The sequence below is a fragment of the Chloroflexus sp. genome, assembly GCF_049970315.1.
Classification (GTDB): Bacteria; Chloroflexota; Chloroflexia; order Chloroflexales; family Chloroflexaceae; genus Chloroflexus.
The window spans coordinates 24728-41098 of sequence record NZ_JBMFNE010000027.1 but is presented as its reverse complement, the minus strand read 5'-3'; the positions used below and the strand labels follow the sequence as shown (position 1 = coordinate 41098).

16 protein-coding genes are annotated in these 16371 nt (G+C 56.2%); 8 read left to right on the top strand and 8 right to left on the bottom strand.

Annotated elements, in window-relative coordinates; translation table 11 throughout:
- Positions 1-33 precede the first annotated feature (33 nt).
- Genes gpmI through ACP5OT_RS15330 form a run of 5 tightly spaced genes read right to left on the bottom strand, consistent with a single transcriptional unit; the run spans position 34 to position 4962 of the window.
- Positions 34-1659 carry a 2,3-bisphosphoglycerate-independent phosphoglycerate mutase gene (gene gpmI, locus ACP5OT_RS15350; protein WP_424675175.1) on the bottom strand — a complete coding sequence of 542 codons (1626 nt, stop codon included), beginning with the start codon at positions 1657-1659 and terminating at the stop codon, positions 34-36.
- Between the two features lie 12 nt (positions 1660-1671).
- On the bottom strand, positions 1672-1920 hold the full coding sequence (locus ACP5OT_RS15345) for a hypothetical protein (protein WP_424675176.1): 249 nt from the start codon (positions 1918-1920) through the stop codon (positions 1672-1674).
- Between the two features lie 42 nt (positions 1921-1962).
- Complete coding sequence (locus tag ACP5OT_RS15340) at positions 1963-3150, bottom strand: FAD-binding oxidoreductase (protein ID WP_424675177.1); 1188 nt, start codon at positions 3148-3150, stop codon at positions 1963-1965.
- 13 nt (positions 3151-3163) lie between these two features.
- Positions 3164-4609 (bottom strand): FAD-binding oxidoreductase, encoded by a 1446-nt coding sequence (locus tag ACP5OT_RS15335; RefSeq protein WP_424675178.1) that lies wholly within the window; start codon positions 4607-4609, stop codon positions 3164-3166.
- 2 nt (positions 4610-4611) lie between these two features.
- Positions 4612-4962 (bottom strand): hypothetical protein, encoded by a 351-nt coding sequence (locus ACP5OT_RS15330; RefSeq protein WP_424675179.1) that lies wholly within the window; start codon positions 4960-4962, stop codon positions 4612-4614.
- Positions 4963-5097: 135 nt separating this feature from the next.
- On the opposite strand from ACP5OT_RS15330, the gene ACP5OT_RS15325 reads away from it, so the two are divergent.
- On the top strand, positions 5098-5856 hold the full coding sequence (locus tag ACP5OT_RS15325) for a glycosyltransferase family 2 protein (protein WP_287911258.1): 759 nt from the start codon (positions 5098-5100) through the stop codon (positions 5854-5856).
- Here ACP5OT_RS15325 and ACP5OT_RS15320 read toward each other — a convergent pair.
- Positions 5853-6509, bottom strand: coding sequence for a Crp/Fnr family transcriptional regulator (locus ACP5OT_RS15320; RefSeq protein ID WP_428132617.1), 657 nt, complete (start codon positions 6507-6509; stop codon positions 5853-5855). The genes ACP5OT_RS15325 and ACP5OT_RS15320 overlap by 4 nt on opposite strands.
- Positions 6510-6630: 121 nt before the next feature.
- On the opposite strand from ACP5OT_RS15320, the gene ACP5OT_RS15315 reads away from it, so the two are divergent.
- Entirely contained in the window at positions 6631-8337 is a 1707-nt protein-coding gene (locus tag ACP5OT_RS15315; protein WP_424675181.1) for a peptide ABC transporter substrate-binding protein, read from the top strand.
- Positions 8338-8407: 70 nt separating this feature from the next.
- Positions 8408-9469 carry an ATP-binding protein gene (locus ACP5OT_RS15310; RefSeq protein ID WP_424675182.1) on the top strand — a complete coding sequence of 354 codons (1062 nt, stop codon included), beginning with the start codon at positions 8408-8410 and terminating at the stop codon, positions 9467-9469.
- Between the two features lie 457 nt (positions 9470-9926).
- Here the strand turns inward: ACP5OT_RS15310 and asnS are convergent, their stop codons facing one another.
- Positions 9927-11249: an asparagine--tRNA ligase gene (asnS, locus tag ACP5OT_RS15305; RefSeq protein ID WP_424675183.1), complete on the bottom strand. Its 1323-nt coding sequence runs from the start codon at positions 11247-11249 to the stop codon at positions 9927-9929.
- A 195-nt stretch (positions 11250-11444) separates the two neighbouring features.
- Between asnS and ACP5OT_RS15300 the strand changes: the two genes are divergently transcribed.
- The 5 genes from ACP5OT_RS15300 (at position 11445) to fabZ (ending at position 15476) form a co-directional block, all read left to right on the top strand.
- The gene (locus ACP5OT_RS15300) at positions 11445-12614 is read left to right on the top strand and encodes a M20/M25/M40 family metallo-hydrolase (protein WP_428111664.1); all 1170 of its coding nucleotides are present in this window, start codon (positions 11445-11447) and stop codon (positions 12612-12614) included.
- An 82-nt stretch (positions 12615-12696) separates the two neighbouring features.
- Positions 12697-13749 (top strand): sortase, encoded by a 1053-nt coding sequence (locus tag ACP5OT_RS15295; RefSeq protein ID WP_424676889.1) that lies wholly within the window; start codon positions 12697-12699, stop codon positions 13747-13749.
- A gap of 13 nt (positions 13750-13762) precedes the next feature.
- The gene (locus ACP5OT_RS15290) at positions 13763-14254 is read left to right on the top strand and encodes a hypothetical protein (RefSeq protein ID WP_424676890.1); all 492 of its coding nucleotides are present in this window, start codon (positions 13763-13765) and stop codon (positions 14252-14254) included.
- The gene (locus ACP5OT_RS15285; RefSeq protein ID WP_424676891.1) at positions 14251-15012 is read left to right on the top strand and encodes a class I SAM-dependent methyltransferase; all 762 of its coding nucleotides are present in this window, start codon (positions 14251-14253) and stop codon (positions 15010-15012) included. The genes ACP5OT_RS15290 and ACP5OT_RS15285 overlap by 4 nt, the downstream gene beginning before the upstream one ends.
- A 29-nt stretch (positions 15013-15041) precedes the next feature.
- Positions 15042-15476: a 3-hydroxyacyl-ACP dehydratase FabZ gene (gene fabZ, locus ACP5OT_RS15280; protein WP_424676892.1), complete on the top strand. Its 435-nt coding sequence runs from the start codon at positions 15042-15044 to the stop codon at positions 15474-15476.
- 39 nt (positions 15477-15515) lie between these two features.
- Here fabZ and rnhA read toward each other — a convergent pair whose 3' ends face one another.
- Positions 15516-16241, bottom strand: a complete 726-nt coding sequence (gene rnhA / locus ACP5OT_RS15275; protein ID WP_424676893.1) for a ribonuclease HI — start codon at positions 16239-16241, stop codon at positions 15516-15518.
- Between the last annotated feature and the right edge of the window lie 130 nt (positions 16242-16371).

The window sequence follows — 16371 nt, the reverse complement described above, 5'->3', positions numbered from 1 at the left end:
ATGGAGGGGCGGGAATAACCCGCCCCTCTCCGTTTACTGCTGGTTGCGCACAATCAAGCTCCGTCCGGTCATATCAGCCGGTGGTGTCAATCTAAGCAGTTCGAGTAACGTGGGGGCAACATCGGCCAAACGCCCACCGTTGCGCAAACGGATGGCATCTTTGCCGTAGCCGGGGCCACCGACCAGAAAGCACGGAGCTGGATTGGTGGTATGAGCGGTATGTGGTCCCCCCGTTTCCGGATCGATCATCTGCTCGGCATTACCATGATCGGCGATCACGAGTGCAACTCCACCACGTTCGAGAATCGCCGGTACGACCCGCGCCAAGCCAGTGTCAACCGCCTCGCACGCCTTGATAACGGCCGGAATGCTGCCGGTATGACCAACCATGTCGGGGTTGGCATAGTTGACGACAATAAAGTCATATTGATCGCTCATGATCGCTTGTAAGAGTGCTTCGGTCACTTCAGGAGCACTCATTTCAGGCTTGAGGTCGTAAGTAGCGACTTTCGGCGACGGAATGAGTCGGCGATCTTCGCCAGGAAATGGCTCTTCGCGCCCCCCGTTCAGAAAGAAGGTAACGTGCGGATACTTCTCGGTTTCGGCAATGTGGAATTGGCGCATCCCGGCCTGGCTGATGACGGCAGCCAGCGGAGTGGTCACATACCGTGGCGGAAACGCGACGAGGACCGGCAACCCCTCTTCATACTGGGTCATCGTGACAAAGCACAGATCGTGCAGTTGGCGGTCACGCTGCCAAATCTGCGGTGGTAACGGCTGTCCTTCGGCCTTTTGCCGTTTGTAGTGTTGCCGAATCCGTTCGTTGAGGTCAGGGTCGACGAACGCACGGGTCAATTGGCGACCGCGGTCGGGTCGGAAGTTGGTAAAAATGACTGCGTCACCATCGCGTACCGTTGCTACCGGTGTACCATGAGCATCGACAATAACCGTTGGTAAGACAAACTCGTCACTGATATCGTTCGCGTAAGCAGCTTCAATCGCAGCCCGCGCCGACGTTGCTCGCTCACCGATCCCGTCAACTAAAGCTGCGTAGGCGCGTCCGGTTCGTTCCCAACGCTTGTCACGATCCATCGCGTAGTAGCGACCAGATACGGTGGCGATTACACCGACGCCGAGACGGGCGATAACCCCTTCGAGCGTGTCGAGAAAGCCAAGCGCACTGCGTGGTAGCACATCACGTCCGTCGAGGAACAGGTGCAAATAGACGCGACGTACCTGCTGGCGATGGGCTAATTCGAGGAGGGCATGCAGATGATCTTCGTGTGCATGCACCCCACCGGGACCAAACAAACCCATCAAGTGGAGCGCCGAATCGTGCTGCTTGACGTGTTCGATAGCTTGTAAGAAAGCGGGATTAGTGAAGAAATCACCATCGGCAATCGCTTTACTAATCCGTGTCAATTCTTGGTAGACGATAAAGCCGGCTCCGATATTGAGATGCCCAACTTCAGAATTGCCGATTTGTCCTTCAGGCAACCCAACATCCAACCCTGATGCTCCCAGCGTAGTGAATGGACACGTCGCCATCCACTCGTCTACGTGTGGTGTATCGGCCAAATCGGCTGCGTTGCCGGGTCCGGGTGGAGCAACGCCCCAGCCGTCCATAATGATTAATACCACCGGGCGTGGTCGGATCATAGATATTTCTCCTTATCCCAGTCCAAATGCTACTTGGGCAATGCGCCATGCTGCCAGTAAGCCTAGCAGTGTGGCGCCAACGAGGGGTAGTACGGTGAGGAGGATGCTCCAAATACGTTCACCAATCGAGGGATTGGTGGTGACAAATCCACGCAGCAATTCACGTTGTATCGCTTGCCAACCGCCCCATAAGGTAGCGATGGCTACTCCTGCAAAGACAATTGCTGCCCCTAATGCGATGAGTGAACCGATCAGTGCCATACGCTCTCCTTTTGCGATCCAACGTTCTGCGCAATTGTTGTCCTATGGTATAAGCCAGCGGCCCGGATTAAGAATCCCTGCGGGGTCCCAGCGTTGTCGGAGCGTGTGCATAAGATCGATACTCGGCGGTGGAGGTCCCCAACGATCGATCCCGTGAGGGCCATATTCGACGACGACATAGCCACCGATCCCACCTAACGTTTGCCGTAATGCCGGGAGATGGGAAGCTGCCGCCACCGGCCACCGTGCGTAGCATAAGCCAAGACCTGGAAAGATCGTGAGGTTGGGTTGAGCAATCTGGAGCGTTGTGTCTACGGCTGTCGTCAACCCATAATCAGGGACGCCGATCCGCAGCCAGAGAGTTTGATCCGGTGGCGGCATAGCCGGTGTTGACCACCATACGCGATCATCGTGTTGCACGGTCACATCTCGATGACGCCCACACCGATCCGCTGCTAGCGCAAGTTGGCGCGCAACTGCCGCAGCAACGCCGGCAAAACGCACCGTTAGCGTTACCGTTTCGTTAACCGTTATGATCAGAGCTACCGGTTGGAGCGGTGGTTGACGTAGCGCAGTTGCGGTGTGCAGAGCTTCGGTTACGGTTGGGAGTGTCACCCGCAGTGACGACATTTGTTCTGGCAGGGGAGCGACTTTGAACGTAGCCGTCGCAATCACGCCGAGCGTGCCGAATGCGCCAAGGTGCAGTTTGTGGGTGTCGTAACCGGCAACGTTTTTCACCACCCGTCCACCACTCTGGACGAGGCGGCCATCACCGAGGACAACTTGCATCCCGAGCAACCATTCACGCGGTCCACCGTAGCCTAAGCGCAATGGCCCCCATGCCGCCGTCGCCAACAAACCGCCAATGGTGGCATCGAGTGGTGCGAAGGGGTCCCACGGCAACCACTGGCCCTGTGCAGCCAAGTGCGATTGAACTGTACCGAGCGTGACGCCGGCTTCGACCATCACTACCAAATCGGCAGGGTGGTACTCAATCAGCCGGTCGAGTCGACGGAGATCGAGGGCGACATCATACCGTGTTGGTGGATTGGTCAGCCACTGACGGCTTCCAGCACCCCATGGCACTATCGCTGTATGGGTACGGGCTGCTTCACCAACGACTGTTGCCAGTTCGGCAATGGTCGTCGGTTGTACGACTCGCTGTGGTTGCTGTCCGGCGAGCGTGTAGCCGGCCGGGAGCGCAATTGAAGGCGTATCAGAGATTTGCATTGGTGCGCCTGTATTAAATCCATGCTCCCCGATCGAGAGCGCGTAATGCACCGCGCGCGTAGCGAATATCGGCACAACTGCTACCGCTGGGTAACAGCTTGCAGGGGTTCATGAACCCGTTCGGATCAAAGACGGCGCGCACATCAGCAAAGGCGGATAGATCGGCAGGGCCGAAGATCCACCCCAGATAATTGCGCTTTTCAATCCCGATCCCGTGTTCGCCGCTGATGGTACCGCCGGCAGCGACACAGGCCTGGAGTATTTCTTCACTTGCAGCAATCGCCCGTTCTAAGGCACCAGGATAGCGTACATCGAAGAGCAACAGCGGATGAAGATTGCCATCTCCAGCGTGAAAAATATTGACAATCGTGATCTGATGGCGTTGAGCAACTGCTTCGGTAAGACGGAGCAGTTCGGGTAAGCGTGAACGTGGCACTACACCGTCTTGGATGTGATAATGCGGGGCAATGCGGGCACACGCCGCCAATGCACCTTTGCGTCCGGCCCACAACTTAGCCCGTTGGGCTTCATCACGGGCCGCCCGTAATTCGCGGACACCGTGTTGATGGCAGAGGGCCTCGATCTGGTAAGCTTGCGCCGCTATCTCCTCACTCAAACCATCGATCTCGATTAACAAGACTGCCCGAGCATCAGCTGGATAGCCGGCCTGCACCGCTGCTTCAACCGCAGCAATACCTTGCCCGACTAACATCTCCAGCGCCGCAGGGATAATGCCGTGAGCAATAATGGCCGATACCGTTGTGCTGGCCGCATCGAGATCATCGTAAATAGCGAGGAAGGTTTGCACTGCTTCCGGGTTAGGAGTCAGTTTGACAAGCGCTTCGGTGACTATACCGAGCGTACCTTCGCTACCTACAATCACACCAAGCAAATCGTAGCCGGGCATATCGAGCGCAGCGCTACCAAACTCGACAATACGCCCATCGCCGAGCACGACCGTGGTTGCCAAGACGTGGTTGGTCGTCACCCCATATTTCAAACAGTGCGGTCCACCGGCATTGGTCGCGATATTCCCACCAATCGTGCTCGCCCGTTGGCTACTCGGATCGGGGGCGAAATGGAGGCCATACGCATTGGCGGCAAGGCTCAGATCACTATTCACCACACCGGATTGGACACGTGCGGTCCGGGATATTGGGTCGATGGCAAGAATGCGATTGAGACGGGCCAGTGAAATGACCAGACCACCCTGTTCGGGCACCGAACCACCGGCAAGACCGGTACCGGCGCCGCGGGCAACAATCGGTACGCCGAGCTGTGCCGCCACCCTAACGCAAGCTGCCACTTCAGCAGTTGTGCGAGGGACAACAACGACCTCCGGCGTCCCCTGATCAAGTGCTGAGCCGTCATATTCGTAGAGCAATAATTCTTCGGGACGGCGTAGCACGATTGTCGGATCAACTACAGCGAGCAGGGCGGCAATAAGTTCGTCACGCATAGCTACTTGGTACGCACACGGCGCTTCAAATCAAATACCGGTCGACGAAATGTCAGAATATCAAGCGTTCCTCGTGGGTATGAACGGAGCACGAGCGCCAAGCCACGCGGGTGTCGCCGCCAGATACCGGCCAAGGCGAGGCCGATGAGCATAGGGGTCATCACCCATACCAAGACCGGTGTCCCGTTGTTGAGAATGATCGAACCGAGACCGATTCCCACCAACAGCCATTGTGCGGCTGCAACCAGCAGCATTCGTTCACGAAGATGGTATAACGCGACCAGATACGCTACGACGTACCAGCCTGATAGCAAGACCATCGCGATTAGCAACCACCAAACCAGGGTTGTCATACTCCTCACTCTTTTGCTTATCTGCTAGTGGCATGATAACACACTGTATTGCCGGTGATGATGGTTAGAACGATAGGGCTTGTGCGCTATGGTATAATCAGCCGGCACGACATTTGCCGGCACAGGAGTTTTGATATGGACAAGCGTCCGAGTATCAGCGCCTTTTTCCCCGCCTGCAACGATGCCGGTACGATCGGTAGTATGGTTGTTGCAGTGATTGAGACGTTAGAAGAGATTACCGACGATTACGAAGTGATTGTGGTCGAAAATGGTAGCACCGATTACACGGTCGAGGTGTTGGAGTCGCTGGCGAAGCGGTACGATAAATTGCGGGTCTACACCCATCGGCAAGCACTCGGCTACGGGGGAGCATTACGGGTTGGCTTCGCCAAAGCAACGAAAGACCTTATCTTTTACACCGATGGTGATGCCCAGTACGATCCACGCGAGTTAAAACTGCTGCTACCGGCTTTGCGTGATGACATTGATGTTGTTAACGGTTGGAAAATCGACCGTGGCGATCCACTGCATCGTATCATTATCGGGCGAATCTACCATCATACCGTCAAGTTTCTGTTTGGCTTTAAATTGCGTGATGTCGACTGCGATTTTCGCTTAATCCGCCGTCACGTATTCGATGACATTGAATTAGAATCGGACAGTGGTACGATCTGTCTGGAGCTTGTGAAGAAGTTGCAAGACGCCGGTTACCGCTTTGCCGAGGTACCGGTGCATCACTATCACCGCACCTACGGCAAGAGCCAGTTTTTTAACTTCCCTCGGCTATGGCGCACCTTCGTGCAACTGATCGGGTTGTGGTGGAAATTAGTGGTACGGCGCGAGCATATGCGTAAGCGCAAAAATCATGCACCGGCCAAACAGTCAACTCCCTAGCTCTGGGCGAGTTCACGCAGCCGCGACGGGTTGAGCAGCGTAATACCTGAGCTATCGATGTCGAGCAGACGTGCGTCGCGAAACTGGTTGATCACTTTGGTCACCGTCTCGCGGTACGCATTAATCATATCGGCAAGCTGTTGATGGGTACGTCGTGGTACACGTGTTGGTTGTGGTGCTGCCGCCGGCTGTGTTTCCGACATCTCGAGCAAAACCGAAGCCAACCGTGCCGGCACCGACTTGAAGGCAACCTCCTCAATCCGACGACTCACAATGAGCCGTTGCTGACCGAGCAGTTCGAGCATGGCGGCTGCCAATTCACCGTCAGCCGCAACCAGCCGCAACGCTTCTGGCCGCGGAACAACCAGTGTTCTCACCGGTGTCAATGCTTCGGCGAATGTGTCATATCCCGTATCGCGTTCAAGCGCACTCAAACCGAACATCTGCCCACTTTCGACGACGCGCACGGTTAGCAGACGGCCTTCATGCGAAGCAAGATGCAGCCCTACCTGTCCCTGCTCGAGGAGGTAGAGTGCTTGTGCCGGCTGTGCCGGCGTGTATATCGTGCTGTGCCGGCGAAACATTTGCCCACGCCCGATAGGAGCTAACCGGCTCCAGACTATCGATTCCGCTTCATGCAGCCGTGAGGTCATGCTTTTCCCTTTCCGTGCCATCTCGACCGGACAGTATGGTATCTGATCGCTATAGTATTGTACCATAAGCTTGAGTCAATAACCGTTCCGGCAAGATGAGTGTTAGTATAATGTGTAGCATATGAAATTATCTCTGCTCCCTCAGCGTGGTCGCCGATGTTTGATGTTGATTGTGGTGAGTGTGTGGCTGGCAGCTTGTGGTTGGACGGTTCCTCCCACGCCGGTCGTACCGGAACCACCGACACCAACCCTACCGCCAACACCATCACCGTTACCGCGAGGTGGAGTACTCAACCTGCGCATTGGCGCTGATATTACCGATATACGACCGTGGCAGCCTCGTTCACGGGGTGAGGAATATCTGATCGGTTTACTATACAGTGGGTTGATGCGGCTTGATGCCGATCTCTGGCCAACTCCCGATCTGGCCGAACGACTTGATATTGATGCAAGCGGTCGCGTCTTGACCTTCACCTTGCGCCCCAACTTACGCTGGCACGATGGTCAACCACTGACCGCCGCCGATGTGCTCTTTACCCTCGAAGCGTTGCGTAATCTACCCGAAACTAGTACCGCATTGTTAGCCGATCTACGTTATATTGCCACCGCTTCGGCCATTGATGAGCGCACGGTCGTCATCGAACTACGGAGTCGTTATGCGCCGATGCTTAGCTTATTGGCTGTGCCGATCTTGCCGCGCCACCTCTTCGCCGATCGTGATGTGAGCAAGATCAACTTTCTCGATCAGCCGATCGGAAGTGGCCCGTTTCGCTTGATCGAACGGCAAGCAGGTGTGAGTTTGACCCTCGAACGCTTTGAGCAGTATCACCACGGGGCGCCGTTGTTAGATCGGGTGGTGTTGTCGGTGATTCCAGAAACGGTGCTGGCCCAACGTGCGTTGCGCGATGGTCAATTGCTTGTGGCCGAATTGCCGTGGGGCGCGCAAGAGGCGCTCGCCGATGTAGCTTCCTTGCGCAGCGGCAGTATTCCCGAAAACGGGGTCTATTTTCTGGCGTTCAATCTCCGTCCTGGTCGGCCATTTGCCGATGTGCGCTTACGGCAAGCTTTAGCTACGGCTATCGATTTGCCGCGTTTGGTAGAGACGGCGACCAAAGGCGGCGGAATACCGGTAGGGAATGGCGCGTTGCCAGGGAGTTGGGCGGATATGACGCCACCGGTAACGTCGGGTGATTTGCCGGCGGCACGCGCACTGCTCGATGCCGCCGGTTGGACGTTGCCGCCGGGAGCTACGATCCGTCAGCGCGAAGGCGTACCGCTGATTGCCCGCCTTTATGTGCGTAATGACGACGAACGGCGGGTAGTGGCAGCCCGGCGGATTGCAGAGATCGCTGCCAGTATTGGGATACAGATTGAGGTCGAGCCGGTCGATTTCGCCACCGTCATACTCGCACGCTATGTTGCCCCCTACGACTTCGATCTCTTGTTAGGCAGTTGGCTCAACGGAGCCGGTGACCCGACGTTCGGCGATACGATGTTCTACGATCCCGACGATTTTGCCCTCTTTCATTCTAGCCAGCTCGAACAGGGGCCGGCTGATACACGGGTGACACGCAATTTCGTCGGATTTAACGATCCGATCTACGATGAACAAGCGTTGATTGCACGCCAACTCTACGGCCGGGAAGAGCGGCGCAGCGCCATCGCTCAGGTGCAGAGCCGGATCGCCACCGAATTGCCCTATCTCTACCTGTGGGTCGACCGAACCGCCGTAGTGCTCGCTACACGCCTGTACACACTCGATGGGCCAATTGATCTGAGTACGCCGCGCTTTTTGTGGAATATCGAGCGCTGGTATCTTCAGCCGTAGGTGCGGCAATGGAGTGATGTTCGGCACGGCATAGTATCGCTGAACATCCGTATCACTGAGAGGTATATCGATGACCAATCCGTTCGGTGAACGTGGTCGCATTACCGATCCGGGGAAGTTTGTTGGGCGTTGGCGTGAGTTGGGCGCAGCGTGCGAGCAGCTCGAACGCCGGCGACCGCTCTTGCTCTATGGGCCGAGTGGTAGTGGCCGTTCGTCGTTATTGACCCATTTGGCCCAAGCAGCCGGCGCAGTGCTCGAAATACCTGATCTCAATGCCTTTTACCTCGATCTGGCGTTACTGCCTGATGCCACAACCACCTACAGTCTCATTGTGCGTGCGCTCGGTGGAAGTGAACCAACTATCACCGCGCTTGAGCGTCGGTTGGCCGCCAATGGTCGACCGGTGCTTATCTGCCTCGATGGGGTCGAAACGGCGATTGCTGCCGGCTGGGGCGAGGAGTTGCTCGAACACCTTGGGCGGCTAGCCCGACGCAGTGCGCCTGGCTACCACGGCGTCGCCGGCCCGAATGGTCAGCGGATGACCTACGACTTGATGGTCGTCGGAGCAATACGTGGTACGCCGCCGCTGCTGAGCGAACCGTTTGCCACCGTCCGCCTCGGGCCACTCAGCTTTGCCGAAGCGCGCATGCTGCTCGACAGCTACCTTGACGAGGGTGAAACTCGGTTTAGCGTCGATGAGGTGCGCGAACTGATGGCGCTTAGTGCCGGCCAACCAGCCTTCTTACAGCGAGCAGCGTATCATCTCTACGAAACTCGCCGTCGCCCCACATACCGCTGGCGGAAAGCCTACCGAGCCGAATTGCGCGCCGACCCACCGGTTGATAATCCGCTCCCCCCGGCTATTTTCGAGGCCGAAGACGACGAAGAGAATGATGACACTGAACCGTCCGAACTGCTACCGAACGAACGTCAGCCTCGTGTCCGCCGTCGGCGCGCGCCGCTCCCGCCCGGCGACGATCTCCGTCCCCTGATCGCTGCCGTCGGCCCATTGCTGGCCGGACTGGTCGGGATGCAGGCCAGTAACTCGTGGTCGGTGGGGGCTGCGATTGGGGCAGCCGGCTATCTTTCGGTTATTCTCTGGAACTGGCGTCAGCAGAATGATCGGGAATGAGCAGTTTGTTTCGGCCCATTGCTAGCCGGGCTGGTCGGGATGCAGGCCGGTTATTCGTGGTTGGTGGGGGCTGCGCTGAGAAAGCTTCGCTATGCTAAGATTGCTCGAGCGCTGTCGTGCCTGCGAAATGGCAAGAGTGCGCGGTGGTCTGCGCAAACACACCCCTGTCATGTCGAGCAGAGCGAGCCATCTTCAAGAGTGCGCGGGCGCTAAGGCGCCTGCGAAATGACAAGGGGGTTGCTCGGTTGTCCGTGCTGTAGATCGAGCAATCCTTTCACGATGTGGTTGTGTTGTGAAAGCAACCATGGTCTCGTTCATCTCACGTATGGCGGCAGACCACCGGATCGGCGTTGGTGGCCTGCACGGCGCTGGTGCCTCCCTCTGTCCCAACTCATATCCGAATCTGAGGGGAGTATGAGGAAAGGGTACGCCAAACCACACACCCTTCCTTTCGTTGTTATGGATAGATCCGGTACAACTGGCGCGGGAACGGGATCGTTTCGCGGATGTGACGAGTACCGGTGATCCACGCGACGACGCGCTCGATGCCCATCCCAAACCCACTGTGCGGAACAGTCCCGTAGCGACGCAAGTCAAGGTACCATCGGTAATCTTCGAGGCGCAAGCCGTGCTCGTGAATGCGTTGTTCGAGCAGGTCTGGGTCGTGGATACGCTGCGAGCCGCCGATAATCTCGCCATACCCTTCCGGTGCCAGCAGATCGGCACAGAGGGCTACTTCCGGCCGATTCGGATCGGGCTGCATATAAAATGCTTTGACCGCCGATGGGAATCGTTCGACGAAGACCGGTCGGTCAAACTTCGACGCGATCAACGTCTCGTGAGGTGCGCCAAAATCTTCTCCCCATGGCAACGGGTAGGCTCCTTCAACTTCCCCTTGATGTGCAGCGATCAGCTCGATAGCTTGATCGTAGGTAATGCGCGGAAACGGTGGAACGACCTGTTCGAGCAAGCTGGTATCGCGTTCGAGAACCTTGAGGTCTTCACGACGCCGGTCGAGCACACGGGCAATAATGGCGCTGACGAACTGTTCTTGCAACCGCATGTTATCTTCATGGTCGGCGAACGCCACTTCTGGCTCGATCATCCAGAACTCGGTGAGGTGACGGCGGGTTTTGCTCTTCTCGGCGCGGAAGGTAGGGCCGAAACAGTAGACTTTCCCGAACGACATCATCCCGGCTTCAACGTAGAGCTGGCCGGTTTGAGCAAGATAGGCTTTGCCGAGATCGAAGTAATCGGTTGCGAACAAGTTGGTTGTACCTTCGGCGGCCGTTGCCGTCAAGATCGGAGTGTCAAAGCGAACGAATCCCTGATCGTTCAACCACTCCTGAGCTGCAGCAATCACTTCGGCCCGAATCCGTAAGATGGCGTGTTGTTTTGCCGATCGTACCCACAGGTGACGGTGCTCCATTAAAAACTCAACCCCATGCTCCTTGGGGGTAATCGGGTATTCGTGGCTCGGTCCGACCAGCTCGATCTCTTCAACATCAAGCTCGTATCCGCCCGGGGCACGTTCATCGGCGCGTACACTACCGGTAATACGACACGAACTCTCTTGGGTTAAGGCTTGAGCTGTGGCAAAGGTAGTTTCACTGACATTCTTTTTGAACGTTACACATTGGATCGTGCCACTGCCATCACGCAAGAGAATAAAGATGAGTTTGCCTTTTTCCGTCTTATGGTAGACCCATCCGGCGAGTGTTACTCGCCGACCAACGTGGCGGGCAATGGTCGCGACAGTTGCAGTTGGCAACAGCGACATACGTGCTCCTTACCGTTTGTGTTGTAGTCTGTTCAGACCAATCCTTGTATCTTTCTGGGGCTTCAGTATGCCACGATTCGATACTGCTGGCAAATTGACAGTAGACGCTCGTTCACTGATAATGCTTGCGAGGGCGACGGCAGAATGTGGGCAATGTTGTTGATGCCGCATAGCGAGGGACGGAAAGGAGCGATGATGAAAGCGGTCGTTCAGCATTGGTATAACCATCCGGTAGTGCGGGATGCCCTGACCGATTTGGCCGATTATCGTCCGACGCTGGCGATGGCGATTGAGATTCAACAGGTACCGGCACCCACGTTTGCTGAACGACCGCGATCATTGCTCGTTGCCCAGCGGATGCAGGCACTCGGTTTGCACGATGTGACGATAGATGAGTTGGGGAATGTGTACGCTCGTCGGCCCGGTCAGGCCGATCGACCCGCTTTGTTGGTATCGGCACACCTCGATACGGTCTTTCCTGCTGATACCGACCTTTCCATCCGCTACGAGGGTGAGCGCGTCTACGGCCCCGGTATTGGCGACAATAGCGCCGGGGTAGCCGGCTTGCTGCGGGTAGCCGAGGTGTACCAGCGCTTCAATCTCCCAACTGCCGGTGATATTTGGTTTGTGGCAAATGTTGGTGAAGAAGGGTTGGGTGATCTGCGCGGGATGCGCGCCGTGGTCGAACGGCTGCGCTCGCAGCTCGGTGCGGTCGTCGTGATCGAGGGCTGTGATTTCGGCTCACTCCACCATCAAGCGATTGGAGTGCGTCGCTTTCGGATCGACGTCACCGGTCCCGGTGGCCATTCATGGGGTAATTTCGGCACCCCAAGTGCGATCCACGTGTTAGTCCGGTTGGCGGCACGTTTGACGGAATTGCATGTACCGTTGTCACCGCGCACAACGTTTAATATCGGGACTATCAGCGGCGGTACGTCGGTTAATACGATTGCCCAACATGCCAGTATGTTGCTCGATCTGCGTTCGGTATCGTCGGCGGCGCTGACCGAGCTGGTGGACGAGGTTTATCGGTTGGTCGAGGAGGCTGCGCTCGAATATCCCGACATCCACGTGCAATTGGTGAAAGTTGGTGACCGACCTTCCGGTGCTATTCCGCGTGAACATCCTTTGGTACAAGCTGCTGTTGCGGCTTACCAGATGGTTGGTGCGCAGGTTTCGTTCCAGCAGAGTAGTACCGATGCGAATATTCCGCTCAGCATGGGTATTCCGGCGGTGTGTGTTGGCTTAACCGATGGCGGTAATGCGCATCGCACCGATGAATATATCATACCGGTGAATCTGAGTCGCGGGTTACAGGCATTGTTGTTGTTACTGCTGGCGGCTGAAGCCATTGAAGATAGGTGATTGCTTTCGTACACTGCTAGGGTTCCGTCTATTCCGTGACACGTGGTCGTTCTGATTAAGGTAAATACGCTACAATACACGTATGCGGCGATTACTTATCCTTTGTCTGATAATATTGCTTCTTAGCCCGTTACCGGTCGCTGCCAATACGGCTGCCGGTCAACCGACCATCTTCCGTGAGACCAGTCATACGTTGGCGTATGCCTTTCGTGAATTCTACGACCGGCAAGGTGGTCTACCGATTTTTGGCTATCCACTCACCGAGGTGTTTATTGAAGATGGCCGTCCGGTGCAGTATTTCGAGCGTGCCCGCTTCGAGTGGCACGCCGATTTGGCGTTGGTGCAGGTCGGGCATCTTGGGCGATGGGCGGCAACGATGTATGCCGATCATCCGGCGTTTGTACCATTGCCGACAGCTCCGGCACATGCCGATTTCTTTCCCGAAACCGGTCATAGTCTGAGCGGGGCTTTTCGTACTTTCTGGTGGCAAAACGGTGGGTTGCCGACGTTCGGTTTCCCGCTATCAGAACCGTTTGAGACCATCGATGAGAATAGTCAGCCGCGTGTGGTCCAGTTCTTTGAGCGGGCACGCTTTGAGTGGCATCCGCAGAACCAACCCCGCTACCAGGTGTTGCTCGGACATTTGGGACGGGCATGGTTGGCTGCACATCCGGCGCCGGAATGGTCACTACAACCGGTGACAAGTGGCGATGCTGCGTGGGCTGCGGTTCGTCCGACGCGCGTGCGGGTACCGCGCATCGGTGTCGATACCGAGGTTGTCAGTGCGGGATTTTCGTTTGGGGTGTGGGACGTTCCACGCTATACGGCCGTCCATTACTGGCCGATCAGTGGCTATCCCGGCACAACCGGCAATATCGTGATTGCCGGCCATGTTGGGTATCGTGGAATTATTTTTAATCAGCTACCGGCAATTACAGTCGGCGATGAAGTATTGGTCACGGCGAACGGTAACGATCGTCGCTATGTGGTGCGTGAGGTTTTGACAGTGCTCCCCGATGCGACGTGGGTGCTCGCACCGACAAGCAGTGAAACGCTCACGCTGATTACCTGTGTCCCGATTGGAGTCTATTCCCATCGGCTCATTGTGCGTGCCGCACCGGTGACCGATTCGTAAGAGAGGGAATGCAATGGAAGGACGCCGTAGTAGATCGGGCTGGATCGGCTGGTTGGTCTTCTTGCTCTTCATTCTAGGGCCCTCAATCTTGCCACCACTGGCCCGCTGGCTGAGCCAGCAGACAGGTTTGGTGATCGGGACGACTGACCTGTTTATTGCGTTGATTGTCCTGATGGTGGTCATTTCTATTGGGAGTAGTATTTTTGGCGCGTTGCGTCGTTCGAGTGAAGACACCAACACCACACGCTTGCCGGAGAATCAACCATTCGATACACCGTCCGCGCAGGGTGAAGTCGTCCGTCAACCAACAACAAAGCTCGAAGACGTGTTTCGTACCCCACCACTACCGCCAGAACCACCCCGAATGCCGGCTTCATCGGCAAATCTGCCCGGTGCACCGCGTTTTGAGCCGATTATCGATCCCCGTATTTTGACTATCGGGATGATCGGGGCTATTGTGATTTTGTTTGTCTTTGGAGTGTTATTTTTACTTTTAAATCCATGAATTTATACGACCCATTTGCCCGTTATTACGATGCTGACTTTCGTCATTTTCACGACGACATCCCCTTTTATCGTGAGTGGGCGCGCCGTACCGGTGATCCGATTCTCGAGCTGATGTGTGGCACCGGACGGGTGTTACTGCCGTTGGCCGCAGCCGGTTATCGTCTCACCGGTGTTGATCTTTCGCCGGCGATGTTGGCGATTGCACGCGAACGGCTGGCTGCCGAGGGCTTGACCGATCAGGTGACACTCATCGAAGCTGATGTACGCGAGGTGGTGTTACCTGAAAACCATTTTACGCTCGCCTTTGTAGCAGTCAATTCATTTATGCATTTAACAACAATTGAAGATCAACTTGCTACCTTGGCAGCGGTACGTCGAACACTGATCCGTAAAGGGATCTTGATTATCGACCTCTTCAATCCCGATCCGTTAACGATAACTCGTGAAGATGGTCGCCTGCAACTGGAACGGAGCTATGAACTCGATGGTTGCCGTGTCCAGAAGTTTGTCGTGATCGAGAGTGATCCCGCCGAACAGATGAGCCACGTGACCTTTATCTACGACGAGACTGCCGGCGATGGGGTGGTCACCCGACGCACAATGCAATTTACAATGCGTTGGCTGTACCGCTTCGAGCTAGAGCATTTACTAGCACGAGCGGGGTTTACGCTGCGTGCAGTCTACGGTAGTTACGATTTAGAGCCGTATACGACGGCAAGCCCGCGCTTGATCGCGGTCGCTGCGCCGCGTCGCTGAGTGCCATTGTTGTGACAGGAGCAATATCCATGCTGTCGATCCAAGAGATTATGGCGCTGATCCCACATCGCTATCCGTTCTTGCTAGTGGACCGGATTGTCGAACTCGAACCGGGGGTGCGCGCAGTCGGCGAGAAGTTGGTATCGGCCAACGAACCCTATTTTCAAGGTCATTTTCCCGGCAACCCGATCATGCCCGGCGTGTTGATACTCGAAGCACTTGCGCAGACCGGTGCAGTTGCAGCGCTCAGTCTCCCCGAACATGCCGGCAAGCTGGTGCTCTTCGCCGGAATTGACGGCGCACGGTTCAAGCGGGTGGTGCGTCCCGGTGATCCCTTACGGCTTGAAGTACAACTCGAGCGTATGCGACGTGGGATTGGGAAGGGTCAGGCACGGGCGACAGTTGCCGATCAATTGGCGTGTGAGGCGGAATTGCTCTTTGCCGTGACCGATCCGACCAAGTAGGTGTTGGGCCGAGCCGCATTATCGACGGCTCGGCGCCGGTTATAGTTTCTGGTCGTCGGCTTGCTCAAAGCCGATGTCGGGTGGCAGATTGGGTTGTTGGGCTGCGGCAGTAGCTAACTGATGGCACCGCTCGTTATCGGGCACGCCGCTGTGGCCCGGTACCCACACGAATTGTACCTGATGGATCGTACATAGCTGCAATAGTTCAGCCCACAGATCGGCATTCTTTGCCGGTTCGGTGGCAGTACGCATCCAATGCTTGGCTTGCCAACGCTGCACCCACCCTTCTTGTACCGCGTCCACCACATACTTCGAGTCACTGTAGATGATAACCCGCATCGGTCGTTTGAGTGCGCGTAGCCCGGCAACACACGCCATCAGTTCCATCCGATTGTTGGTGGTACGCCGAAATCCGCCGGACAGCTCTTTGTAATGCTGATTGTAGCGTAATACCACGCCATATCCACCCGGACCCGGATTGCCGAGCGCACTCCCGTCAGTATACATGACCACAGTATCAGGCGATACCGCCGCTTCCGGTTCGTGATCAAGCTGTGCGGCTAACCACGCCTCCGCCGACAATCGCTCTGATTCCGGCAACGTGGCAACCCACGCTTTCGCGTCAGCAAGGGTAGCAAACCCTTTATAGAGCGCGTTGGAAAAACCTTGTACTTGTTTCGCCGCACCTTCCTCGCCATGCCATTGGCGATATACGCCTGGCCGGCGTCCGCGTATCACGAGATAGTATTGTTTGTGATTACTCATGCCATTGTACTTACCAATACGATCAAAGTGGAGAGTATTGTACCACTTCTGGATCGCGTTAGCATTAAACGACATCTAAAGATCTTGCCAACGACCCTTGACTTTGCTATCAAACTTCGGTATAGTACCA